This is a genomic window from Herbaspirillum huttiense, assembly GCF_004367745.1.
In the GTDB taxonomy this organism is placed as follows: domain Bacteria; phylum Pseudomonadota; class Gammaproteobacteria; order Burkholderiales; family Burkholderiaceae_D; genus Herbaspirillum; species Herbaspirillum huttiense.
This window is the reverse complement of sequence record NZ_CP037993.1, coordinates 2,475,192-2,498,364: the sequence shown is the minus strand read 5'-3', so window position 1 is coordinate 2,498,364 and position 23,173 is coordinate 2,475,192. Positions and strand designations below refer to the sequence as shown.

Annotated in this window: 14 protein-coding genes; 8 read left to right on the top strand and 6 right to left on the bottom strand. The window is 64.0% G+C overall.

Features of this window, described 5'->3' with window-relative positions:
* Positions 1–194 precede the first annotated feature (194 nt).
* Positions 195–2,393: a cyanophycin synthetase gene (locus tag E2K99_RS11340; RefSeq protein ID WP_134222264.1), complete on the top strand. Its 2,199-nt coding sequence runs from the start codon at positions 195–197 to the stop codon at positions 2,391–2,393.
* A 61-nt stretch (positions 2,394–2,454) separates the two neighbouring features.
* A complete protein-coding gene (gene cphA / locus E2K99_RS11335) occupies positions 2,455–5,028 on the top strand; it encodes a cyanophycin synthetase (RefSeq protein ID WP_134222263.1) in 2,574 nt (857 codons plus the stop codon).
* Positions 5,029–5,107: 79 nt separating this feature from the next.
* Here cphA and def read toward each other — a convergent pair whose 3' ends face one another.
* From def to E2K99_RS11305, 6 genes are all read right to left on the bottom strand, one after another.
* Positions 5,108–5,644 (bottom strand): peptide deformylase, encoded by a 537-nt coding sequence (gene def / locus E2K99_RS11330; RefSeq protein ID WP_121039964.1) that lies wholly within the window; start codon positions 5,642–5,644, stop codon positions 5,108–5,110.
* Between the two features lie 98 nt (positions 5,645–5,742).
* On the bottom strand, positions 5,743–6,633 hold the full coding sequence (gene galU / locus E2K99_RS11325) for a UTP--glucose-1-phosphate uridylyltransferase GalU (RefSeq protein WP_039789660.1): 891 nt from the start codon (positions 6,631–6,633) through the stop codon (positions 5,743–5,745).
* Between the two features lie 126 nt (positions 6,634–6,759).
* The gene (ligA, locus tag E2K99_RS11320) at positions 6,760–8,832 is read right to left on the bottom strand and encodes an NAD-dependent DNA ligase LigA (protein ID WP_134222262.1); all 2,073 of its coding nucleotides are present in this window, start codon (positions 8,830–8,832) and stop codon (positions 6,760–6,762) included.
* 24 nt (positions 8,833–8,856) lie between these two features.
* Entirely contained in the window at positions 8,857–10,197 is a 1,341-nt protein-coding gene (locus tag E2K99_RS11315; RefSeq protein WP_134222261.1) for a cell division protein ZipA C-terminal FtsZ-binding domain-containing protein, read from the bottom strand.
* A 400-nt stretch (positions 10,198–10,597) separates the two neighbouring features.
* A complete protein-coding gene (smc, locus tag E2K99_RS11310) occupies positions 10,598–14,128 on the bottom strand; it encodes a chromosome segregation protein SMC (protein WP_084320190.1) in 3,531 nt (1,176 codons plus the stop codon).
* A 207-nt stretch (positions 14,129–14,335) separates the two neighbouring features.
* On the bottom strand, positions 14,336–16,108 hold the full coding sequence (locus tag E2K99_RS11305; RefSeq protein WP_134222260.1) for a methyl-accepting chemotaxis protein: 1,773 nt from the start codon (positions 16,106–16,108) through the stop codon (positions 14,336–14,338).
* 356 nt (positions 16,109–16,464) lie between these two features.
* Here E2K99_RS11305 and dapC point away from each other — a divergent pair, with 356 nt between their 5' ends.
* The 6 genes from dapC to E2K99_RS11275 all read left to right on the top strand — a co-directional run bounded on the left by dapC (position 16,465) and on the right by E2K99_RS11275 (position 23,129).
* On the top strand, positions 16,465–17,676 hold the full coding sequence (gene dapC, locus E2K99_RS11300) for a succinyldiaminopimelate transaminase (RefSeq protein ID WP_134222259.1): 1,212 nt from the start codon (positions 16,465–16,467) through the stop codon (positions 17,674–17,676).
* A gap of 65 nt (positions 17,677–17,741) precedes the next feature.
* Positions 17,742–18,575, top strand: coding sequence for a 2,3,4,5-tetrahydropyridine-2,6-dicarboxylate N-succinyltransferase (gene dapD, locus E2K99_RS11295; RefSeq protein WP_039788307.1), 834 nt, complete (start codon positions 17,742–17,744; stop codon positions 18,573–18,575).
* 118 nt (positions 18,576–18,693) lie between these two features.
* On the top strand, positions 18,694–19,053 hold the full coding sequence (locus E2K99_RS11290; protein WP_044531779.1) for an ArsC family reductase: 360 nt from the start codon (positions 18,694–18,696) through the stop codon (positions 19,051–19,053).
* A 2-nt stretch (positions 19,054–19,055) separates the two neighbouring features.
* Positions 19,056–20,183 carry a succinyl-diaminopimelate desuccinylase gene (gene dapE / locus E2K99_RS11285; RefSeq protein WP_039789664.1) on the top strand — a complete coding sequence of 376 codons (1,128 nt, stop codon included), beginning with the start codon at positions 19,056–19,058 and terminating at the stop codon, positions 20,181–20,183.
* Positions 20,184–20,206: 23 nt separating this feature from the next.
* A complete protein-coding gene (gene prmB, locus E2K99_RS11280; protein ID WP_134222258.1) occupies positions 20,207–21,097 on the top strand; it encodes a 50S ribosomal protein L3 N(5)-glutamine methyltransferase in 891 nt (296 codons plus the stop codon).
* Between the two features lie 49 nt (positions 21,098–21,146).
* Positions 21,147–23,129, top strand: a complete 1,983-nt coding sequence (locus E2K99_RS11275) for an ATP-binding cassette domain-containing protein (RefSeq protein ID WP_134222257.1) — start codon at positions 21,147–21,149, stop codon at positions 23,127–23,129.
* The last annotated feature ends 44 nt before the right edge of the window (positions 23,130–23,173 follow it).

Below are 23,173 nucleotides of genomic sequence, written 5' to 3'. Positions count from 1 at the left end.
ATTGCCGCAAGGCAACACTCCATTTCATTCAGTTATTCCAGTTGGCAAATGCAGTAAACCAAAACTCGCCCTGCGCGTTAGTGAACCATGCGTTATTCTGACAGAGCGCTGACCGGCGTGCGCAGGGCGGCACGTGCGATGCAGCCAGCATCGGCATCCTGGCTTGGGCAATTACAGCGGACTATCCACCACACATGAAAAACATCGAATTCCTCCGTTTTCTGAATCTCAAGGGTCCCAACATCTGGACCTACCGCTCCGCCCTCGAAGTGTGGATCGATATCGGCGAACTGGAAGATTTTCCCTCCAATACCATTCCCGGCTTCGTCGACCGCCTCACCACCTGGTTGCCCACCCTGATCGAACACCGCTGCAGCTACGAAGAGCGCGGCGGCTTCGTGCGGCGCCTGCACGAAGGCACCTGGCCCGGCCACATCCTGGAACACGTGACCCTGGAACTGCAGAACCTGGCCGGGCTGCCTGGCGGCTTCGGCAAGGCGCGCGAGACCAACGTGCGCGGCGTCTACAAGGTGGTGGTGCGTGCGCGCCATGAAACGGTCACCCGCGCAGCGCTCTTTGCCGCCCGCGACCTGGTGCTGGCCGCCATGGAAAACCAGCCCTTCGACCTCGACACCACTCTGCGCAAGCTGCGCCGCATGGTGGATCGCCTGTGCCTGGGCCCCAGCACCGCTTGCATCGTGGACGCCGCCGACGAGCGCCGCATCCCGACCATTCGCCTGTCCGAAGGCAACCTGGTGCAACTGGGCCACGGCTGCAAGTCGCGCCGCATCTGGACCGCCGAATCCGACCAGACCGGCGCGATTGCCGAAGGCATCTCGCGTGACAAGGATCTCACCAAGTCGCTGCTGGAAACCTGTGGCGTGCCGGTGCCCGAAGGCCGTCTGGTGGACAGCCCCGCAGACGCCTGGGATGCCGCCCAGGACATCGGCCTGCCGGTGGTGGTCAAGCCCTGCGATGCCAATCATGGCCGCGGCGTTTTCATCGACCTGAACACCCGGGAAGAAATCGAGACCGCCTACAAGGTCGCGCTGGAAGAAGGCAGCGGCGTGCTGGTCGAGCGCTTCGTGCCGGGCCTGGAACACCGCCTGCTGATCGTCGGCGGCAAGCTGGCCGCCGCCGCCCGTGGTGAACCGATCTTCATCGTCGGCGATGGCAAGTCCACCGTGCAGGACCTGCTGGATGAACTGAACCGCGACCCGCGCCGCGGCCTGCTGGAAGAACACCTGCTGGACCCGGTGCTGCTGGACCGCGAACCGGCCGCCGTGCTGGAACTGCAGCGCCAGAACCTGACCACCGAATCGGTCCCCGCCGCCGGCCGCCGCATCCTGCTGCTGCGCAATGGCAATGTCTCCTCCGACATCACCGACCTGGTCCACCCCAGCGTGGCAGCTGCCGCTTCCCTGGCCGCGCGCATCGTCGGCCTGGACATCGCCGGTGTCGACATCGTGGCCGAAGACATCTCGCGCCCGCTGCAGGACCAGGGCGGTGCCATCGTCGAAGTCAATGCCGGCCCCGGCCTGCTGATGCATTTGAAGCCCTCGGACGGCAAGCCGCGTCCGGTCGGCGAAGCCATCATCGACAACCTGTTCGGCCCGGAAGAAAATGGCCGCATCCCCATCGTCGGCGTCACCGGCACGCATGGCAAGACCACCATTTCGCGCCTAATCGCCCGTATCGTGCACCTGTCGGGCAAGCACGTGGGCCTGGCCTGCGGCGAGGGCCTGTACTTCGGCGAACGCCAGATCGAGCGCGGCAACCGCGCCACTTGGGATGCTGCCCATCGCGTGCTGCTCAACCGCGCCGTGGAAGCTGCCGTGTTCGAGAACGGTAGCGCCGCCATCCTGGCCGAAGGCCTGGCTTATGACCGCTGCCTGGTCGGCGTGGTCGCCAATATCGATCCCACCGACAGCCTGCCCGAGTTCTACATCGAGAACGCCGAGCAGATCGCCACCAAGGTCAAGCGTACCCAGGTCGACCTGGTGCTGCCGGAAGGGGCTGCCGTGCTCAATGCCGACGACCCGCTGGTGGCCGACATGGCCCAGCTGTGCGATGGCGAAGTCATCTTCTTCAGCACCGACCCGGCTTCCGAACTGCTGGCCAGCCACCTGAAGGAAGGCGGCCGCGCCGTGTTCCTGCGCGATGGCGACCTGATCCAGGCCGATGGCGAGCGCCAGTGCAAGGTCAGCTCGGTGGATGCCATCCCCCTGACCGAAAACGGCGCGGTGGCCTATCAGGTCGAGAACGTGCTGGCCGCCGTCGGCGCCGCCTGGGCCCTGGGCATCGGCCCGGAGGTGATCCGTGCCGGCATCGAGCTGTTCGGCACCGAGCGCGCCGAGGAGCAAGGCCTGAAGTTCAAGAGCCAGGCCGCCTGAACCGGCGTGACCTGCAAGACTGACTGAATCAAGATCAAGAGACATCTAGGAAAACGAGTCCATGGACGTATCCCGCATTCGCGCCCTGCGCGGCCCCAATCTCTGGAGCAGACACACTGCCATCGAGGCCATCGTTTCCTGCCCGGAAAACGAGCGCGTCATCGATGACATGCCCGGCTTCGAACTGCGCCTGCGCGCCCGCTTCCCGCAGATCGGCTTCCTCGAACCCGATGGCGGCAAGCAGGTCGTCTCCATGGCGCACGCCCTGGCTGCTGCCGCCCTGGCGCTGCAGAACCAGGCCGGCTGCCCGGTGACCTTCACCCGCACGGTCTCCACCGTCGAGACCGGCATTTACCAGGTGGTGGTGGAGTACAGCGAAGAAGAAGTCGGCCGCCTGGCCTTCGACCTGGCACTGGAACTGGTGCGCGCCGCCCAGGCCGACACCCCCTTCGACCTGACTGGTGCGCTGGCCCGCATCCGCGAACTGGATGAAGATGTACGCTTGGGCCCTTCTACCGGCTCCATCGTCAACGCCGCCATCAAGCGCGGCATCCCGTATCGCCGTCTGACCCAGGGCAGCATGGTCCAGTTCGGCTGGGGCAGCCGCCAGAAGCGCATCCAGGCCGCCGAGACCAGCAACACCAGCGCCATCGCCGAATCGATTGCGCAAGACAAGGACCTGACCAAGATGCTGCTGCACGCCGCTGGCGTGCCGGTCCCCAACGGCCGCGTGGTCGAGACCGTGGAAGATGCCCTCAAGGCCGCCGAGGAAATCGGTTCGGCGGTGGTCATCAAACCGCTGGACGGCAACCAGGGCAAGGGGGTGGCCGTCAACATCAGCACCCCGGAACAGATCACCCGCGCCTTCAACAACGCCGCCCTGATCAGCGATGAAGTCATCGTCGAGCGCTACCTGCCCGGCCACGACTTCCGCCTGCTGGTCATCGGCAAGACCCTGGTAGCTGCGGCCCGCCGCGATCCGCCGCAAGTCATCGGCGACGGCGTGCACACCATCCGTCAATTGATCGACCAGGTCAACGCCGATCCGCTGCGCGGCGACGGCCACGCCACCTCGCTGACCAAGATCCGCCTGGACGACATCGCCCTGTCGGTGCTGTCCGGCCAGAACCTGGACCCGGAAGCCATTCCCGCCCAGGGCGTGCGCGTGGTCCTGCGCAACAACGCCAACCTCTCCACCGGCGGTACCGCCACCGATGTCACCGACGACGTGCATCCGGATGTGGCCGCACGCGCCATCGCCGCTGCGCAAATGGTCGGGCTCGACATCTGCGGCGTGGACGTGGTCTGCAATTCGGTGCACATGTCGCTGGAAGAACAAGGCGGCGGCATCGTCGAAGTCAACGCCGCACCCGGCCTGCGCATGCACCTCTCGCCGTCCTACGGCAAGGCGCGCGATGTCGGCGAAGCCATCATCTCGACGATGTACGACGATGGCGACGATGGCCGCATCCCGGTGGTGGCCGTGGCCGGCACCAACGGCAAGACCACTACCGTGCGCCTGATCACGCACCTGCTGGCCAAGACCGGCCTGCGCGTGGGCATGACCAATACCGATGGCGTCTACATCGATGGCCAGCGCACCGATACCGGCGACTGCAGCGGCCCACGCAGCGCCCGCAATGTGCTGTTCCACCCCGATGTCGATGCTGCCGTGCTGGAAACCGCCCGTGGCGGCGTGCTGCGCGAAGGCCTGGGCTTTGACCGCTGCGCCGTGGCCGTGGTCACCAACATCGGCATGGGCGACCACCTGGGCCTGTCCTACATCAGCACCGTGGAAGACCTGGCCGTGGTCAAGCGCGTCATCGTCGAGAACGTGGCGCCGACCGGCACTGCCGTGTTGAATGCGGCGGACCCGATGGTGTCCAAGATGGCCGCCTCCTGCCCCGGCTCTGTGACCTTCTTCGCGCTGGACCCGACCCACCCCATCATGGCCACCCACCGCGCGCAGGGCCACCGCATCGTCTATCAAGACGGCGACGCCATCGTGGCAGCGCAAGGCACGTTCGAAAAACGCCTGAAGCTGTCCGGCATTCCGCTCACCCGCAGCGGCGCCATCGGCTTCCAGGTCGAGAACGTGATGGCTTCCGTGGGTGCGGCCTGGGCGCTGAACCTGGACTGGGAACAGATCACCGGTGCCCTGGCCAGCTTCATCAGCGACAGCGGCACCGCACCGGGGCGCTTCAACCTGTTCGACTACAAGGGGGCCACCCTGATCGCCGACTACGGCCACAATCCGGATGCCATCCAGGCCCTCATCAAGGCCGTCGACAGCCTGCCCGCCAAGCGCCGCTCGGTGGTCATCAGCGGTGCCGGCGACCGCCGCGACGTCGACATCACCCGCCAGACCGAACTGCTGGGCGATGCCTTCGATGAAGTGGTGCTGTATCAGGATCAGTGCCAGCGCGGCCGTGAAGACGGCGAAGTGATTGCGCTGCTGCGCCAGGGCCTCGAAGGGGCCAAGCGTACCAAGGATGTGAAGGAAATCAACGGCGAATTCGTCGCCATCGATACCGCCCTCGCTACCCTGCAGCCCGGCGACCTGTGCCTGATCCTGATCGACCAGGTGGAAGAGGCGTTGGCGCACATCGACCAGCGTGTGAAGGAAAACGCCTGATGGCCGATATACGGTTTCATCGGTCCTGAAACGAACATCCCGGCCTGGTGCCGGGATGTTTTTTTTGCAGCGTCCTTGTTCAGTCGTCCTGGTTGGGATCCAGATCCGGGAACAGCACTTCCGTGAATCCGAACTGGCGGAAGTCGCGGATGCGCATCGGATACAGGATGCCCTGCAGGTGATCGCACTCATGCTGCACCACGCGGGCATGGAAGCCGTCGACGGTGCGGTCAATCTCGTTGCCGTGCAAGTCCAGGCCCTGATAGCGCAAACGGCTCCAGCGCGGCACCACGCCGCGCATGCCGGGCACCGACAGGCAGCCTTCCCAGCCCTCTTCTTCCTCGTCCGACAAGGGCGTCAGCACCGGATTGATGAGCACCGTCTCCGGCACCGCCGGTGCCTCCGGATAGCGCTGGTTGTGGCCGAAGCCGAAGATCACCAGCTGCAGGTCGACCCCGATCTGGGGCGCGGCCAGCCCGGCACCGTTGACGGCACGCATGGTCTCGAACATGTCGTCCACCAATTGCGCCAGTTCAGGCGTACCGAATTGCGTGACCGGCTGCGCCTGGCGCAGCAGGCGCGGGTCGCCCATTTTGAGGATCTCGCGTATTGCCATTGAAGCTCTCCATGAAAGACGCCCGGCAGGAACCGGCCGTCATTGTGCAAGCAGTGCAGTGCGCCGCGCCAGAGGCAGGCGCTGGACAGCAGCGGCGATCAGCGCGCCTTGCTGGCCACTTCCTGCAGGTATTCCGAGAAGGCCGGACCGGTTTCCGGGTGCTTCAGGCCCATGGCCACCATGGCCTTGAGGTAACCCAGCTTGGAACCGCAATCATAACGCTGGCCCTGGTAACGGTAGGCCAGCACGGATTCGGCCTGCATCAGCTTGGCGATGCCGTCGGTGAGCTGGATCTCGCCGCCAGCGCCGCGCGGGATGTTTTCCAGGTAGTGGAAGATGCGGCTGTTCAACACATAGCGCCCCACCACGGCCAGCGTGGACGGGGCTTCTTCCGGGGCCGGCTTTTCGACGATGGCGTTGATGCGCTCCAGGTCCGGCTGGTAAGGCGTGGCGCTGACGATGCCGTATTGGCGGGTATCGTTCTTGGGCACTTCCTGCACGGCCAGCATGCTCATGCCTTCACGTGCATAGATGTCGGTCATCTGTGCGAGCACCGGCTTGACGCCCTCATCGGTGTCCATGAAGTCATCGGCCAGCAGGATGGCGAAGGGTTCTTCACCCACCACCGGACGCGCGCACAGCACGGCGTGGCCCAGGCCCAGCGGCTCGGACTGACGGATGAAGATGCAGTTGACGTTCTTGGGCACCACGTTCTGCACGATCTCCAGCAGCTTCTTCTTGCCGGCGGCTTCCAGCTCGGATTCCAGCTCGTAGGCCTTGTCGAAGTGGTCCTCGATGGCGCGCTTGTTGCGGCCGGTGATGAACACCATTTCCGTGATGCCGGCGGCGACCGCCTCTTCCACGGCATAGTGAATCAGCGGTTTGTCGACGATGGGCAGCATTTCCTTGGGCTGGGCCTTGGTGGCGGGCAGGAAGCGGCTACCGAGACCGGCGACAGGAAAAACGGCTTTCTTGATCTTCTTGATCATCATGACTCCGAGGTAAGGATGGGTCTTGTTATGTTGTTATGGCGTGATGCGGTGAATCCTGCACCGCAGTCCCGGGAACGGGACTGCTTACGGGCGGCATTCTATATGAATAAAAAGACAAGGTGATTACGTTTCTGACGCATCCTGACCGGCGCAAAGCGCCTTCAGTGCGTCCTCATCGAGGATGGCGATGCCCAGCTCCTCGGCCTTGGCCAGCTTGCTGCCGGCTTCGGCCCCGGCGACCACGTAACTGGTTTTCTTCGACACGGAACCGGAAACCTTGCCACCAGCCGCTTCGATCAGCTGCGAGGCCTCATCGCGCGACAGGTTGGGCAAGGTGCCGGTCAACACGAAGGTCTTGCCGGCCAGATGCTTGGCACCGGCATCGACGCCCTCGCTCTCGGGCCAGTGCACACCGACCGCGCGCAACTGCTCGACCAGCTCGACATTGATCGGATCATTGAAGAAGGCACGGATCGAGGCGGCGACCACCGGACCGATATCGGCCACTTCCAGCAGTTGTTCTTCACTGGCGGCGAGCAGCTTGTCGATGCCGCCGAAATGGCGCGCCAGTTCCTTGGCCGTGGCTTCGCCCACGTGGCGGATGCCCAGCGCGTAGATGAAACGTGCCAGCGTGGTGGTCTTGGACTTCTGCAGAGCATCCAGCACGTTCTGCGCCGATTTCTCGGCCATGCGGTCCAGTTCGGCCAGCGCCGACAAGCCGAGGCGATACAGATCCGCCGGCGTGTTGACCACCTGGCGATCCACCAGTTGCTCGACCAGTTGCTCGCCCAGACCTTCGATGTCCATGGCGCGGCGTGAAGCAAAATGCTGCAGTCCGCCCTTGCGCTGTGCTGAACATTTCAGCCAGCCGCCCGAACAGCGTGCCACTGCTTCATCTTCCGCCCGCACGATGGGCGAGCCGCACACCGGGCAGTTGGCCGGCATGACGAAGGCGCGCGCATCAGCCGGACGCTTCTCGGGCACGAAGGCCACCACTTCCGGAATCACGTCACCGGCGCGGCGCACGATGACGGTGTCGCCGATCTGGATGTCCTTGCGGCGGACTTCATCTTCGTTGTGCAGGGTCGCGTTGGTGACTGTCACCCCACCGACGAAGACGGGATTCAGGCGCGCCACAGGAGTGATGGCACCGGTGCGGCCGACTTGCACTTCGATGTCCTGTACCACGGTCAGCGCTTCCTGCGCCGGGAATTTGTGGGCCAGCGCAAAGCGCGGAGCGCGCGAGACGAAGCCCAGGTGCTTCTGCTGGTCCAGCCGGTCCACCTTGTAGACCACGCCGTCGATCTCGTAAGGCAGGCGTTCGCGCTTGGCACCGATGCTGCGGAAGAAGTCCAGCAGACCGGCAGCCCCCGTCACCACGGCGCGCTCCTTGCACACCGGCAGGCCGAGTTGCTGATACCAGTCCAGCAGGGCCGAGTGCGAAGCCGGCATCTCTGCCCCTTCCAGCACCCCAATGCCATAGGCGAAGAAGCGCAGCGTGCGTTGCGCGGTGATGCGGGAATCCAGCTGGCGCAGGCTGCCGGCGGCGGCATTGCGGGGGTTGGCGAATTCCTTCTGCCCGGCATCGCGCTGGCGCTGGTTCAGGCGCGCGAAGTCGTCCTTGTACATCAGCACTTCGCCACGCACGTCGATCACCTGCGGCAGGTTTTCGCCGTGCAGGCGCAGGGGAATGGCACGCACGGTGCGGATGTTGGCGGTCACGTTCTCGCCCGTGGTGCCGTCGCCGCGCGTGGCGGCCTGCACCAGAACGCCGTTTTCGTAGCGCAGGCTGATGGCCAGGCCGTCGAACTTCAGCTCGGTGGCGTAGCGCACTTCCTGCAAGGTTTCCAGGCCATCACGCACGCGCTTGTCGAAGGCTTCGATGTCTTCGTCGGCAAAGCCGTTGCCCAGCGAGAGCATGGGGATGTCATGGCGCACCGGTTCGAACTGCGGCAGCGGACCGGCACCCACGCGTTGCGTCGGCGAATCAGGCGTCAACAGTTCGGGATGGGCGGTTTCCAGTGCCTGCAGTTCCTGGAACAGGCGGTCATATTCCGCGTCCGGGATGCTGGGCTGGTCGAGTACGTAATAGCTGTGGTTGTGGCGGTTCAGTTCGTCGCGCAGCACACGGGCGCGCGACAGCCAGTCCGGCTCCCCTTGCGGGGGCCGTCCGGCGGAAAACAAGTCGTCTTGCATCGTAGGGGGAGTAAAAACGCGGCCTTAGCTGAACAAGCGCAAGGCACGGGTGGAACCGGCAGGGATCTCGGCCGATTCCATGGCGCTGTAGAACGCGGCCACCTGTTCGGCGATATCGGAAAGGGCTTCATCGGTCAGGGGCTGGTCGCTGTCATCGACGATGACGCCACCCAGGCGAGCCGACAGCGACTTGGCGCAGGCCACCAGAGCACCGTAGCCATCGCGCGACGGCGCCACACGGGGCACGTCCAGCAACAGGGTCAGGCGATCGGTGGTTTCATCGGTCGGCGTGGCATTGGTGGAGAGGGCGAAGAGCACTTCACCTTCGCCATCCTGCATTACCAGATAGCCTTCGGTACGGCGATCGAAACCCTGGCGGGTCAGTGCGGCCAGCAAGGTCGCCAGACTCCAGGGCGCGCCTTGCGAACGCACGTTCACCGACAGTTGCGCATCATGGTCAATGATGAACTGGTGCAGCGCCTGGGCGGTGCGGATGACGTCCGGCATGTCCGGCAGTTCCGGCTCGCCCGAGAGCGAATCGGTCAGGTCGCGCAGGCGCATGACCAGTTCCGAATACTCGATCTCGTTGATGGCATTGCTGCGATTGGCCAGCTGCGCACCCGCCAGCAAGGCGTTGTAGATGCTGCCGTGGGCGATGGCTTCCCAGTCGCCGTCGGTGGTGCGGCCGATGAAATGCACCGGCTTGTTGCCGACATGGCGCAGGCCTTGCAGCATCGGCAGCAGCTTGTCGCCGCGCAGCGGGTTTTCCAGGGCGATGGGGATGTTGCAGTCGATCAGTTCGTCCACCGGCAATTCGCGCTTGGGGGCCAGGCGGGCCTGCATCTCGGGCGGCGGCGTGAAGGCGGGGACGGTATCGCCCTGCTCTTCCGCTCCGGCAATGACCTGGGCCACCGTCGATTGCGGTGCCTGGGCCATCGCTTCACCCAGCACGGCTTCATCGGCAGCGGCTCCGGCGGGCGCAGCCGTGCTCACCGGCGGCTCACCCAGGAAGGGTTCACGCGGCTCAAACTCGGCCTGTTCCTGATAGGCCTTCACCGGAGCCGGGACCGGCTTGCGTTCGGGCAGGTCGTAGAAGGAGGGCTCGGCGCGTCCGGCATCAGCGTCGAGCGTCGGCTCGGCCATCCGCGGCGCAGGCGCAGTGCGCTCGGACACGGGCGGTGCGAACACGGGCTCGGCCGTGGCCGCCGGCTCGTCCGGCGACATCAGGACATCATCATGGGACGAAGAAAAGGCGCGCTCCACGGTCTTGCGCGCCTTGTGCTCCTGCCACTTGTTGTAGGTGATGACCCCGGCGACGAAGACGCCGCCCAGGATGATCAGGCTGGTCTGGAGATCCATCATCATGCTGCACGACCTTTCAGGCTGGCGGGCTGGAGGGCGCCATCATGGGCGCCGCGTGGCATGGTCGGCTGGGAAAAGCTGCTCATCGAAGAAATCCGAATCCTATCAATCCAAGAAAGCCTGGACCGCGCGGGCCGCTCACACGGCGCTCCGTCGATGCTGCCGCAGCGCTGGCAGCCGCCTGCACCGGCTCAGCGGAGCCATGCAGGGGTATCGGACGGATCGGGTACGGCAAGTGCGCGGTCAAGATATTGTTATTTTTCCATGGCCCGTGGGGGCCGAATCAGAACGGTTCCAGCTGGGGCTTGCGCCCGCTGCGGGCTGGCCGGCAAGGTTTTCAGGGTACGGTCACACCCCCTGCTTGTCAAGCCGACAAAGCCGCAGGCCATTGCCGCACAAATCATCAGGCGGCCTGCTCGGCGCTGGAGAAGTTGGCGGCCGACTCCATGTCCACCGCCACGATGCGCGACACGCCCTGCTCCTGCATGGTCACCCCGATCAGCTGCTGCGCCATTTCCATGGCGATCTTGTTGTGGGAAATGAAGAGGAACTGGGTGTACTCCGACATGCGCTTGACCATGTTGGCGAAGCGTTCGGTGTTGGCATCGTCCAGCGGCGCGTCCACTTCGTCGAGCAAGCAGAACGGGGCCGGATTGAGCTGGAACATGGAGAACACCAGGGCCGTGGCGGTCAGTGCCTTCTCGCCACCGGAGAGCAGGTGAATCGTGGCGTTCTTCTTGCCCGGCGGCTGCGCCATGACCTGCACGCCGGAATCGAGGATCTCGTCGCCGGTCATGATGAGTTTGGCCTGGCCGCCGCCGAAGAGCACCGGGAACAGTTCCGAGAAGTGGTGATTGACCTTGTCGAAGGTGTCCTGCAGCAAATCCCGGGTTTCCATGTCGATCTTGTGGATCGCATCCTGCAGCGTGGTGATGGCTTCGTTCAGGTCGGCATGCTGGGCATCGAGGAAGTGCTTGCGCTCGGAAGCCGTGGCCAGTTCGTCCAGCGCGGCCAGGTTGACCGCCCCCAGCGCGGCGATGGCATTGGTGAGGCGCGTCACTTCGCCTTGCAGGTAGGACGGACGCATGTCGCTGGTCAGTTTTTCCGACAGCGCGGCCTCGTCGGCCTGGGTCTGCGCCAGCGCTTCGGAGAATTGCTCCTGGTTCAGGCGCGCGGCCTGTTCCTTCAGTTGCAGTTCGGTGATGCGGTCACGCTGGGGCTGCAGACTGCGTTCAGCCTGCATGCGCGATTCTTCATGTGAACGAAGTTGCTGGGACAGCTGATCCAGCTCGTGGCGGGCATCGGCCAGCGCACGTTCCTGCTCGCTGCGGCGGTCCAGCAATTCCTGCAGGCCGGCCTGGGCGGCCTGGTCATCCAGGCTTTCCAGTTCCAGCGAGCCTTGCTGCATGCTGGCAAACAGTTGCGCCGCCTGTTCCAGGGCGGTGGCAATGCCGCGCTTGAGTTCCTCGATCTTGTTGCGATGCGACTTCTCGGCGAACTCGGTTTCCTGGGCGGCGCGCTCCAGCTCGCGCAGGCGGGTGCGGGCGTCGTTGAGCTGCTGTTCCTTGTTCAGGTAATCGGTCTGGCCGTTCTCGTGCTGTTCCTGCAGTTCGGCCAGTTCGATGTCCAGCTCTTCGAAGCGGGCCTCGGATTCGGCCTGCACCTGCTGCTGCTCGGCTTCCTGCATCCCGATTTCTTCCAGATCAGTGGCGATCTGGGTGCTGCGCTGGTTGAAGCGCTCCTGCACTTCGGCCAGCTTCATCACCTCGATCTGCAGGCTGTGTGCCGATTGCGTGAGCGAATTGACGCGCTGGCGCAGTTCCTGCAGACGCTGCGATGCGCCCGACAGGGCTGCCTCGGCACGCACGGCACGGCCCTTGGCTTCCTCGGCCAGCATAGCCTGGGCACGTTGCTGCTTGGTGATGTTCTCGATTTCCTGCTGGCGCGCCAGCATGCCGTCCTGCTCCGAATCGGAGGCATAGAAACGCACGCTGGCATTGCTCACCACATGGCCCTGGCGGGTCACGAACAAGCCGCCCAGTGGCAGCTTGGCGCGCTCGGCAAAGGCGGTGGCCGTGTCGTCGGCGATGTAGATGTGATTGAGCCAGTCGTTCATCAGGGCGCGCAGACCCGGATCATTCAACTGCAGCAGGGTCACGAAGGGCTTCAGGCCCGCCACCGGCTGGGCTTCGGGCTGGGCCAGGCCGGCATTGGGGGCGTACAGCGCCAGCTTGGCCGGCGGGGCGTCGCTGAAGAAGGCCTTGGCCCAGTCCAGGTTGGACATTTCCAGGGCCGACATGCGCTCGCGCAGCACCGCTTCCAGCGCGGTTTCCCAGCCGGATTCGATGTGCAGCTTCTGCCACAGGCGCGGCAGCTCGGCCAGGCCGTGCTTTTCCAGCCAGGGCTGGACCTTGCCCTGGGCCTGCACGCTTTCCTGCAATTGCTTCAGGGCGGTGAGGCGGGCTTCCAGCTGGGCATTGGCCGAGGTTTCCTTGCTGACCAGTTCCTGGGCGGTGCGGCGCTCTTCTTCCAGGCGCGGGAGTTGCTCCTGCGCCTCTTCCAGATACATGCTCGCCTCTTCCAGCGAGGCCTGCTTTTCTTCCAGCTGCATGCGCAGGTTGGACAGGTGGGTCTCGTCAGGCAGGGCCATGCCGCTCTTTTCCTGCAGCAGGCGTTCGCGGCGCACGGCCAGGCCCGAGAGGATGTTGGAGGCATTGCGCTGGTGCGTGGACTGCAGTTCGATCTGCTGCTGCACCTGCATGATCTTGCCGCGCGACTCGGTGGTCTTGACCTGCGACTCGCGCCAGGCCGATTCCAGCGAGGGCAGGCGGTCGCTGGTGTCCTGCACGGCGTGCTGGGCTTGCTCCACGCGCATGCCGAATTCTTCCAGCTGGATCTCGGCTTCCGCCAGTTCTTCCTGCTGCTGCGTGCCCTGGCGCTGCCACTGGTCGCGCTGCGCGCCCAGCGAGTTCAGTTGCGCCTGCAGACGATTGCGCGATTCGATGACGAACTTGATCTGCGCTTCCAGGCTGCCGATCTCGGAATTGGTCTGGTACAGGTGGCCCTGCGCCTGGTGCAGGCGGTCGCCGGCGGCGTAGTGCGCCTGGCGCATGTGCTCCAGTTCGGTTTCGACGTGGCGCAGCTTGGCGGTCTGCTCTTCCAGGTCGATCTGGGCGCGTTCGATTTCCTTGAAGAAGCGCTCCTGCTCGGCCTTGGCTTCGTTCTTGCGCAGCAGCCACAGCAGCTTCTGCTTTTCTTCCTGGTCGTTTTGCAGCTCGTGGAATTTCTTGGCCACGGCGGCTTGCGCTTCCAGCTTTTCCAGGTTGGCGTTCAGTTCGCGCAGGATGTCTTCCAGGCGCGTAAGGTTTTCGGTGGTGTCGTGCAGGCGGTTCTCGGTCTCGCGGCGGCGTTCCTTGTACTTCGACACGCCCGCGGCTTCTTCCAGGAAGATGCGCAGCTCTTCAGGACGCGCCTCGATGATGCGCGAGATCATGCCCTGGCCGATGATGGCGTAAGCGCGCGGGCCCAGGCCGGTACCGAGGAAGATGTCCTGGATGTCGCGGCGGCGCACGGACTGGTTGTTGATGTAGTAGGACGAGGTGCCGTCGCGCGTGAGCGTGCGCTTGACAGCGATTTCGGCGTACTGGCCCCACTGGCCGGCCGCCTTGCCGGCGGAGTTGTCGAATACCAGTTCGACCGAGGCGCGCCCGGCCGGCTTGCGGTGGGTGGAGCCGTTGAAGATGACGTCCTGCATCGACTCGCCACGCAGCTCGGAGGCCTTGGATTCGCCCAGGACCCAGCGCACGGCGTCGATGATGTTGGATTTGCCGCAGCCATTGGGCCCGACCACACCCACCAGCTGCCCCGGAACCTGGAAGTGCGTAGGCTCGACGAAGGACTTGAATCCAGATAATTTGATGGAAGTTAGACGCACGTTATCGACAAATTGAATCAGTTAAGAGGAAGCGGGATTTTTGCTTCCGGAACGGCCGGTATCATAACATCGCACGGGCCCGGCCAGACCAAAAACCGCGCCAGGATGCCTGCTTCCGCCCTCTTGTCCGATGCGCTGGCCCCATGAAAAACGCCGTATCGAGCGCACCCGGTACGGCGTCCATTTCTTCATTTCAATCCGAGAAAATCAGAAGGTCTCCCAATCCCCATCATCGTTTGCGGGCGATGACCTGCCCGCAGAGCCCGGTTTGGCGGGGGCTGCAGGCTTGCTTGGTGGTGGCAGCGGCGCGGCCGCCTTGACCAGGGGCTTGGCCGCAGGCTTGGGCAGTGGTTTGACCGGGATTGCTGCCTTGGCCGCAACAGGCGCAACCTTGGGGGCAGCCATCGGCGCGGGCGCTGCGGTGCTCTCCTCTCCTTCGACGCGGAAGGTCGCCACCGCGGCCTTCAGGCGTCGCGCCTGCTCTTCCAGTGAACCGGCTGCAGCGGCCGCCTCTTCGACCAGGGCCGCGTTCTGCTGGGTCACCTGATCCATCTCGCCGATGGCCAGGTTGACCTGCTCGATGCCCCGGCGCTGCTCCTCGGAGGCCGCCGAAATCTCGCTGACGATGTCGGTCAGGCGATGCACCGCCGACACCACCTCGCCCATGGTCTCCCCGGCGCGAGCCACCTGGTCCGAGCCATCGCCCACGCGCTGCACCGAATCCTCGATCAGGGCCTTGATCTCCTTGGCCGCCTGGGCACTGCGCTGGGCCAGCGAACGCACTTCCGAGGCCACCACCGCAAAGCCGCGCCCCTGCTCGCCGGCGCGGGCGGCTTCCACCGCCGCATTCAGGGCCAGGATATTGGTCTGGAAAGCAATGCCATCGATCACGCCGATGATGTCGGAGATCTTGCGCGAGCTTTCCGTGATGCCCTCCATGGTCTGCACCACCTGCCCCACCACCTCGCCGCCGCGCTTGGCGATTTCCGAGGCATTGTTGGCCAGCTGACCGGCCTGGCGAGCGTTGTCGGCGTTCTGCTTGACGGTGGCGGTCAGGGTATCCATGTTGGAGGCCGTAGTGGCCAGCGAACCGGCCTGCTCTTCGGTGCGCGAAGACAGGTCCAGGTTGCCCGCTGCAATCTCGCGCGCGCCGATATCGATGGCATCGGTGCCCTGGCGGATGCCCTTGATGACGCCGCCCAGCCGCTCGCGCATGGTGGCCATCTCGAAGAGCAGGCTGCGATTGTCACCGGCACGGGTATCGACCCGCACCGTCAGGTCGCCACTGGCAATGCGCGTGGCGATGGCCACCGCATAGGCCGGCTCGCCACCGAGGCTACCGGTGATGCGGCGGATGATGGCCAGCATCATCAGCGAGACCAGTCCACCGACCACCACCAGGATACCGAGCAATTTGAACAGGTCGGAGCGGAACTGGGCCTGCACATCGGAGAGGAACACGCCCGTGACGATGAACCAGTCCCAGGTCTTGTTGTGCACCACATAGCTCATTTTGGGGGTGCGATTGCTGTCGTCGGTACCAGGCAGGCGGCCCATGTATTGCACGAAGCCGTGCTGTTTTTCCTGGCCGACCTTCATCATCTCGACGTAATAGGCCTTGCCTTCGGAATCCTTGCGGTCGGCCACGTTCTTGCCGATCATCGCCTTGTTGGAGGGCAGCATCAACACCACCGGGCGCGAATCGAAAATGAAGAGATAGTTGTCGCCGTCGTAGCGCATGGCAGCGATGCGTTCCAGCGCGTTCTTCTGGGCTTCCTCTTTGGAAATCTTGCCGGCCGCGACATCGGCCACATAGCTGTTGACCACCCCGTTGGCGGCTTCCACCACGCGGCGCAGGCCATCCTTGCGTTCTTCGATCATGGTTTCACGGGCGCTGAAGGCGGACCAGGCGGCCAGCGCCAGCAAACCGATCCACATCACGACCAGCGCAGACAGTAGCTGCGCCTTGAGGCTTTTCATTCTTGTTCTCCGGGAATGGGTGGGCCGCCCTGTGAACGGTCCCGTTTTGGCGAGCGACCACAATACTCGCTGACTCTCCCTGACAATCCCCTGAATACACCGCGTAACTGTCCCTGATTTTCCGGATTGCACTTTTTCTTTGCCAGCGCGCAGGAAGGTGAACACACGCCCGGCCAGGATCAGCACAGCCGTTTTCTTGTGCGCCAGACATGCCAAGTACTCAACACCAGGCCGACCGGGCGCGCGGCAATGCCCTCAAATGACGGTATAATCGCCAACTTTCCCAGCCCTTTGCCGTGGCCGGCCGAGCTCCTCGCGAGACGCTGGCCCGGAAAGCTTTACTCCAGTCCAGCGACGTGAATCCCCTACTCGACAAACTGCAGCCCTATCCCTTCGAAAAGCTCAAGAAGCTCTTCGCCGGCATCACGCCCGACCCGGCTTATCGTCCGATCAGCCTGGGCATCGGCGAGCCCAAGCACCCTACCCCTGCCTTCATCCAGCAGGCGCTGACGGACAACCTGTCTGGCCTGGCCTCGTATCCGGCCACCCTGGGCAGCGACGCCCTGCGCGGTGCGATCGCTGACTGGCTGCAGAAGCGTTACGACATCCCGCGTCCCGATCCGGCCACCGAGATCCTGCCGGTGATCGGTTCGCGCGAGGCCCTGTTCTCGCTGACCCAGACCGTGGTCGATCCGACCAGGCCCGGCGCGCTGGTGATGTGCCCCAACCCGTTCTACCAGATCTATGAAGGTTCGGCCTACCTGGCCGGCGCCGAGCCCTATTTCGTCAATTCGGACCCGGCGCGCAACTTTGCGCCCGATTTCAGCCAGGTACCGCAAGAAGTATGGGAACGCGTGCAACTGCTGTTCGTCTGCTCGCCGGGCAACCCGACCGGCGCCGTGCTGACGCTGGAAGACTGGAAGGAACTGTTCGCCCTGTCGGATCGCTATGGTTTCGTGATCGCCTCCGACGAGTGCTATTCGGAAATCTACTTCAAGCAGGATCCGCCCTTGGGCGGCATGCAGGCCGCGCGTCTGCTGGGCCGTGACTATCGCAACCTGGTTTCCTTCTCCAGCCTGTCCAAGCGCTCCAACGTGCCAGGCATGCGCTCGGGCTTCGTGGCCGGCGATGCAGCCATCCTCAAGAAATTCCTGCTCTACCGCACCTACCACGGCGCGGCCATGAGCCCGGTGATCCAGGCCGCCTCCGTGCTGGCCTGGCAGGACGAAACCCACGTGCAGGACAACATCGCCAAGTACGTCACCAAGTTCTCCCAGGTGACCCCGCTGCTGCAGGAAGTGATGGACGTCGCCCTGCCCGATGCCGCCTTCTACCTGTGGGCCAAGGTCGACAAGCTGGTCGACATCAGCGACACCGAATTCGCCCGTCGTCTGTACGCCGAATATAATGTCACGGTCTTGCCGGGCAGCTACCTGGCACGCGAAGCGCATGGCGTCAATCCGGGCGCGGGCCGCATCCGCATGGCGCTGGTGGCCGAAGTCGACGAATGCCTGGAAGCTTCGCAACGCATCGTCGCCTTCACGAAGAAACTGGCCGGCCAGGCTTGAGCTTGTCAGCACCCGCCCCGGTGCCAGTTTCTCTCCCGTTCACCCTAGAGTTCATCGACATCAACATGACACAGTCCATTCAGCACATCATCGATCAGGCGTGGGAAGACCGCGCCAGCCTGTCTCCCAAGAGCGCCCCGGCCGACATCCGCAATGCGGTGGCCGAAGTGATCGCAGGCCTGAATGATGGCACCCTGCGCGTGGCCAACCGCCAGGGCGTCGGCCAGTGGGAAGTCAACCAATGGGTGAAAAAGGCCATCCTGCTGTCCTTCCGCCTGGAAGACAACGTGCCAATGTCGGCCGGACCTGGCTACCCGCAGTTCTACGACAAGGTGCCGACCAAGTTCGCCAATTACACCGCTGAAGATTTCGCCAAGGGCGGCTTCCGCGTGGTGCCGCCGGCGGTGGCGCGTCATGGCTCCTTCATTGGCCGCAACGTGGTGCTGATGCCCTCCTACGTCAACATCGGCGCTTACGTCGACGAAGGCACGATGGTCGACACCTGGGCCACCGTCGGTTCGGCGGCCCAGATTGGCAAGAACGTTCACCTTTCCGGTGGCGTCGGCATCGGCGGCGTGCTGGAGCCGGTGCAGGCCGGTCCGGTCATCATTGAAGACAATTGCTTCATCGGTGCCCGTTCGGAAGTGGTCGAAGGCGTCATCATCGAAGAGAACTCGGTGCTGTCCATGGGCGTGTACATCGGCCAGTCGACCAAGATCTACGACCGCGAAACCGGCGAAGTCCACTACGGCCGCGTGCCGGCGGGCTCGGTGGTGGTGCCGGGCAACCTGCCGTCCAAGGATGGCAAGTACAGCCTGTACGCCGCGATCATCGTCAAGAAGGTCGATGCCCAGACCCGCTCCAAGACCTCCATCAACGAACTGCTGCGCGGCGAGTAATTCCGCGCTGCGGCTTTGCTGAAGGCCTGAAGCATCCACGCGCCGCGCCGGTCGTCTCGCACACCGGCGCGGCGTCGTGTTCTGGCCCCCGATAGCCAGCCCCATTGAGAAAGCGAACATGAGCGACAAGATCACCCTTTTTGGCATTCCCAACTGCGACACCGTCAAGAAAGCCCGCGTGTGGCTGGACGAGCAAGGCATCGCCTTTGACTTCCACGATTTCAAGAAGGCCGGCCTCACTGCCGAACAGGCCCAGGCCTGGCTGAAGGACGTGGAGCGCGACGTGCTGGTCAACCGCAAGGGGACCACGTGGCGCGCACTGCCGGATGAGCGCAAGGCCGCCATCACCGATGACGCCGCTGCGGTGGCCCTGATGGTGGAAAACCCGTCGGTGGTGAAACGCCCCGTGCTGTTCGATGGCAAGCAGTATCACGTCGGCTTCAAGGCCGATCAGTATCAACACATTTTCGAGAAATGATCATGAGCAAGACGCTGGCCCTGACCCAGGAATTGATGTCCCTTTCTTCCGTCACCCCCGAAGACAAAGGTTGCCAGGCGCGGCTGGCGGAATTGCTCGCGCCGCTGGGCTTCGTCTGCGAAACCATCCAGTCCGGCGACGTCACCAATCTGTGGGCGCGCAAGGGAACGGCGCAGCCGCTGGTGGTCTTTGCCGGCCACACCGACGTGGTGCCCACCGGCCCGCTGGAGAAGTGGCAGTCCCATCCCTTCCAGCCGACCCTGCGCGATGGCCGCCTGTACGGTCGCGGCGCGTCCGACATGAAGACGTCGATTGCCGCCATGGTGGTGGCTTGCGAAGAGTTCACGGCGGCCCATCCGGAGCACAGGGGTTCGATCGGCTTCCTCATCACCAGCGATGAAGAAGGTCCGGCCATCGATGGCACCGTGGTGGTCTGCAATGCCCTCAAGGCGCGTGGCGAGCAGCTGGATTACTGCATCGTCGGCGAGCCGACCTCGGCCAAGACCCTGGGCGACATGATCAAGAACGGCCGCCGCGGCACCATGTCGGGCAAGCTGACCGTCAAGGGCATCCAGGGCCATATCGCCTATCCGCAACTGGCGCGCAATCCCATCCACCAGGCTGCGCCGGCACTGGCCGAACTGGTGGCCGAGCAGTGGGATGCGGGCAATGAGTACTACCTGCCGACCTCCTGGCAGATCTCCAACATCCACGGCGGCACCGGAGCTTCCAACGTGATCCCGGGCGAAGTGGTGATCGACTTCAACTTCCGCTTCTCCACCGCCAGCACCGTGGAAGGTTTGCAGCAGCGCGTGCATGCCATCCTCGACAAGCATGGCCTGGAATACGACCTGAAGTGGACCGTTGGCGGCCTGCCCTTCCTGACCCCGCGCGGCGACCTGTCGGATGCGCTGTCCAAGGCGATCAAGGACGAGACCGGACTGGACACCGAACTGTCGACCACCGGTGGCACCTCAGACGGCCGCTTCATCGCCCAGATCTGCCCGCAGGTGATCGAGTTCGGTCCGCCCAATGACAGCATCCACAAGATCGATGAGCACATCGAAGTGCGCTATATCGATCCCCTGAAAAACATCTACCGCAAGACGCTGGAAAACCTGCTGGCGTAAGCCCAAGCATTGACGAGAACATCATGACCCCCAACAATTTCTCCACCGTGCGCGACCTGCTGCGCTACGCCGTGACCCGCTTCAACACCGAGCAACTGTTCTTCGGCCACGGCAGCAGCAATGCGCTCGACGAGGCAGCCTACCTGATCCTGCATACGCTCAAATTGCCGCTGGATCAGCTCGATCCCTTCCTGGATGCGCGTCTGCTCCCCGAGGAAATCGCGTCCGTCATGCGCGTGATCGAACGCCGCAGCAAGGACCGCGTCCCGGCGGCCTACATCACCAATGAAGCCTGGCTGGGCGCATATCGCTTCTACGTGGATGAACGCGTGATCGTGCCGCGTTCCTTCATCGCCGAACTGATTCCGCAGCATTTCTCGCCCTGGATCCACGATCCGGAAACCATCGTCAACGCGCTGGACCTGTGTACCGGTTCCGGTTGCCTGCCGATCCTGCTGGCTGATGCCTTCCCGAACGCGCAGATCGATGCGGTCGACATCTCTGCCGACGCGCTGGCCGTGGCGCGCAAGAATGTGGACGAATACCAGTTGCAGGAGCGCATCAACCTGGTCGAGTCCGACCTGTACACGCAACTGCCGCTGCGCAAGTACGACTTGATCATCAGCAATCCGCCCTATGTGAATTCCGGTTCCATGAGCAAGCTGCCCCAGGAATACCTGCGCGAACCGCAACTGGCCCTGGCCGGTGGCGAGGATGGCATGGACCTGGTACGCAAGATCGTCGCCGGTGCCGCCGAGCGCCTCACGCCCGAAGGCGTGCTGGTGGTCGAGATCGGCAATGAGCGCGCCTTCGCCGAAGCCGCCTTCCCGGAACTGGAACTGACCTGGCTGACCACCAGCGCCGGTGACGACATGGTGTTCCTGGTCACGGCCGAACAACTGCAACTGGCCTGACCCTGAGCGTCAGCATCCGCGTTAGCGCTCCAACGATTGTGAATCACCGATGATCCGTTTCCAGCAAGTTTCCCTCCAGCGCGGCGTCAAGCCGCTTCTGGAAAATGTCGACCTGACGCTCAATCCGGGCGACAAGATCGGCCTGATCGGTGCCAATGGCGCCGGCAAGTCCAGCCTGTTCGCCATGCTGCGTGGCGAGCTGCATGCCGACCAGGGCAATGTCGATTTCCCGGCGCGCTGGCGCATGGCCTATGTTGCGCAGGAAACGCCGGCGCTGGATCGTCCCGCCATCGAGTACGCCATCGATGGCGACGCTCACCTGCGCCAGCTGGAAGCCGATCTGGCCCGCGCCGAAGCGCAGCCGGACGACAAACACGACGGCAACCATATCGCCGAGCTGCATACCGCGTTGGCCGATGCCGATGCCTACACCGTGCGCTCGCGCGCCGAGCAATTGCTGCTGGGCCTGGGCTTTTCGCTGGAGCAAATGGCGCGGCCGGTGGCCAGCTTCTCCGGCGGCTGGCGCATGCGCCTGAACCTGGCGCAGGCGCTGATGTGCCCGTCCGACCTGCTGCTGCTGGACGAACCGACCAACCACCTGGACCTGGATGCCATCATCTGGCTGGAAGACTGGTTGAAGCGCTACGCGGGCACCCTGCTCATCATTTCCCACGACCGCGATTTCCTGGATGGCGTGGTGAACGTGATCGTTCATATCGACGACCGCAAACTGAAGCGTTATTCCGGCAACTACAGCAGCTTCGAGCGCCAGCGTTCGGCCCAGCTGGAGCTGATGGCGGGCATGATCGAGAAGCAGCAGCGCCAGCGTGCGCACCTGCAATCCTTCATCGACCGCTTCAAGGCCAAGGCGACCAAGGCACGCCAGGCGCAGAGCCGCATGAAGGCGCTGTCCAAGATGGAAGAACTGGCACCGCTGCGGGCAGCCGCCGAATTCTCCTTCGAATTCCGCGAGCCGCTGTCGGCACCAAATCCGCTGCTGGTGATGGAAAAGGTCAACGCGGGTTATCACATCGAGGGCAAGAATGGCGCGCCCGATGAAGACAAGATCATCGTGCATGGCATCGATTTCTCGCTGCAGAGTGGGCAGCGCATTGGTCTGCTGGGCGTCAACGGTGCGGGCAAGTCCACGCTCATCAAGACCGTGGCCGGCGAGATCGATCCGCTGTCCGGTACGGCCCGCCTGGGCAAGGGGCTGGTGATCGGCTACTTCGCCCAGCATCAGGTGGAAATGCTGCGCCATGACGAATCGCCGCTATGGCACCTGACCCGTCTGGCACCGGATGTGCGCGAGCAGGAACTGCGCAACTTCCTGGGCAGCTTCAACTTCAACGGCACCATGGCGACCTCCTCCATCGCTCCCTTCTCGGGCGGAGAAAAGGCGCGCCTGGCGCTGGCCCTGATTGTCTGGCAGCGCCCCAACCTGCTGCTGCTGGATGAACCGACCAACCACCTGGATCTGGAAACCCGCGAAGCGCTCACCATGGCGCTGGCGCAGTTCGAGGGCACGCTGGTGCTGGTCTCCCACGATCGCCACCTGTTGCGTGCCACGACCGACCAATTCCTGATCGTGGCCGAAGGCAAGCTGCAACCCTTCGATGGCGACCTCGACGACTACAAGGACTGGCTCTTCAAGACCAAGCTGGCCGCCCGCAACGATGCGGCGGCTGCCGCGCCGCTGCCCACGGCCAGCCAGCCGGTGGCCGAGGCTCCAGCCTCGCTGGTGGACCGCAAGGAACAGAAGCGCCTGGAAGCTGAGCAGCGCCAGAAGATGTCGGCCCTCAAAAAACCGATTGAGGCCCGCATCAAACGCCTCGATGAACAGATCGCCAAGCTCAATGCGCGCAAGGGCGAGATCGATGCGCGCCTGGCCAGTCCGGATATCTACGACGCCGCCAACAAGGAAGAACTCAAAACGCTCATCACCGACCAGGCCTATTGCAGCAAGGAACTGGACCAGCTCGAAAATGAATGGCTGGAACAGCAGGAGGCGCTGGAGCAATTGCAGGCCTGAGCTGCGGAACCGCGTCGGGCATAAGCTTTCTACATCAAAGTATT

Bases quoted from the DNA above. Each gene is read 5' to 3' on its own strand.
- cphA (WP_134222263.1), top strand. From the start codon at position 2,455: ATGGACGTATCCCGCATTCGCGCCCTGCGCGGCCCCAATCTCTGGAGC.
- E2K99_RS11305 (WP_134222260.1), bottom strand. From the start codon at position 16,108: ATGAAAAGCCTCAAGGCGCAGCTACTGTCTGCGCTGGTCGTGATGTGG.
- E2K99_RS11275 (WP_134222257.1), top strand. From the start codon at position 21,147: ATGATCCGTTTCCAGCAAGTTTCCCTCCAGCGCGGCGTCAAGCCGCTT.
- E2K99_RS11340 (WP_134222264.1), top strand. From the start codon at position 195: ATGAAAAACATCGAATTCCTCCGTTTTCTGAATCTCAAGGGTCCCAAC.
- galU (WP_039789660.1), bottom strand. From the start codon at position 6,633: ATGATCAAGAAGATCAAGAAAGCCGTTTTTCCTGTCGCCGGTCTCGGT.
- E2K99_RS11315 (WP_134222261.1), bottom strand. From the start codon at position 10,197: ATGATGATGGATCTCCAGACCAGCCTGATCATCCTGGGCGGCGTCTTC.
- dapE (WP_039789664.1), top strand. From the start codon at position 19,056: ATGAGCAAGACGCTGGCCCTGACCCAGGAATTGATGTCCCTTTCTTCC.
- prmB (WP_134222258.1), top strand. From the start codon at position 20,207: ATGACCCCCAACAATTTCTCCACCGTGCGCGACCTGCTGCGCTACGCC.
- dapD (WP_039788307.1), top strand. From the start codon at position 17,742: ATGACACAGTCCATTCAGCACATCATCGATCAGGCGTGGGAAGACCGC.
- def (WP_121039964.1), bottom strand. From the start codon at position 5,644: ATGGCAATACGCGAGATCCTCAAAATGGGCGACCCGCGCCTGCTGCGC.
- ligA (WP_134222262.1), bottom strand. From the start codon at position 8,832: ATGCAAGACGACTTGTTTTCCGCCGGACGGCCCCCGCAAGGGGAGCCG.
- E2K99_RS11290 (WP_044531779.1), top strand. From the start codon at position 18,694: ATGAGCGACAAGATCACCCTTTTTGGCATTCCCAACTGCGACACCGTC.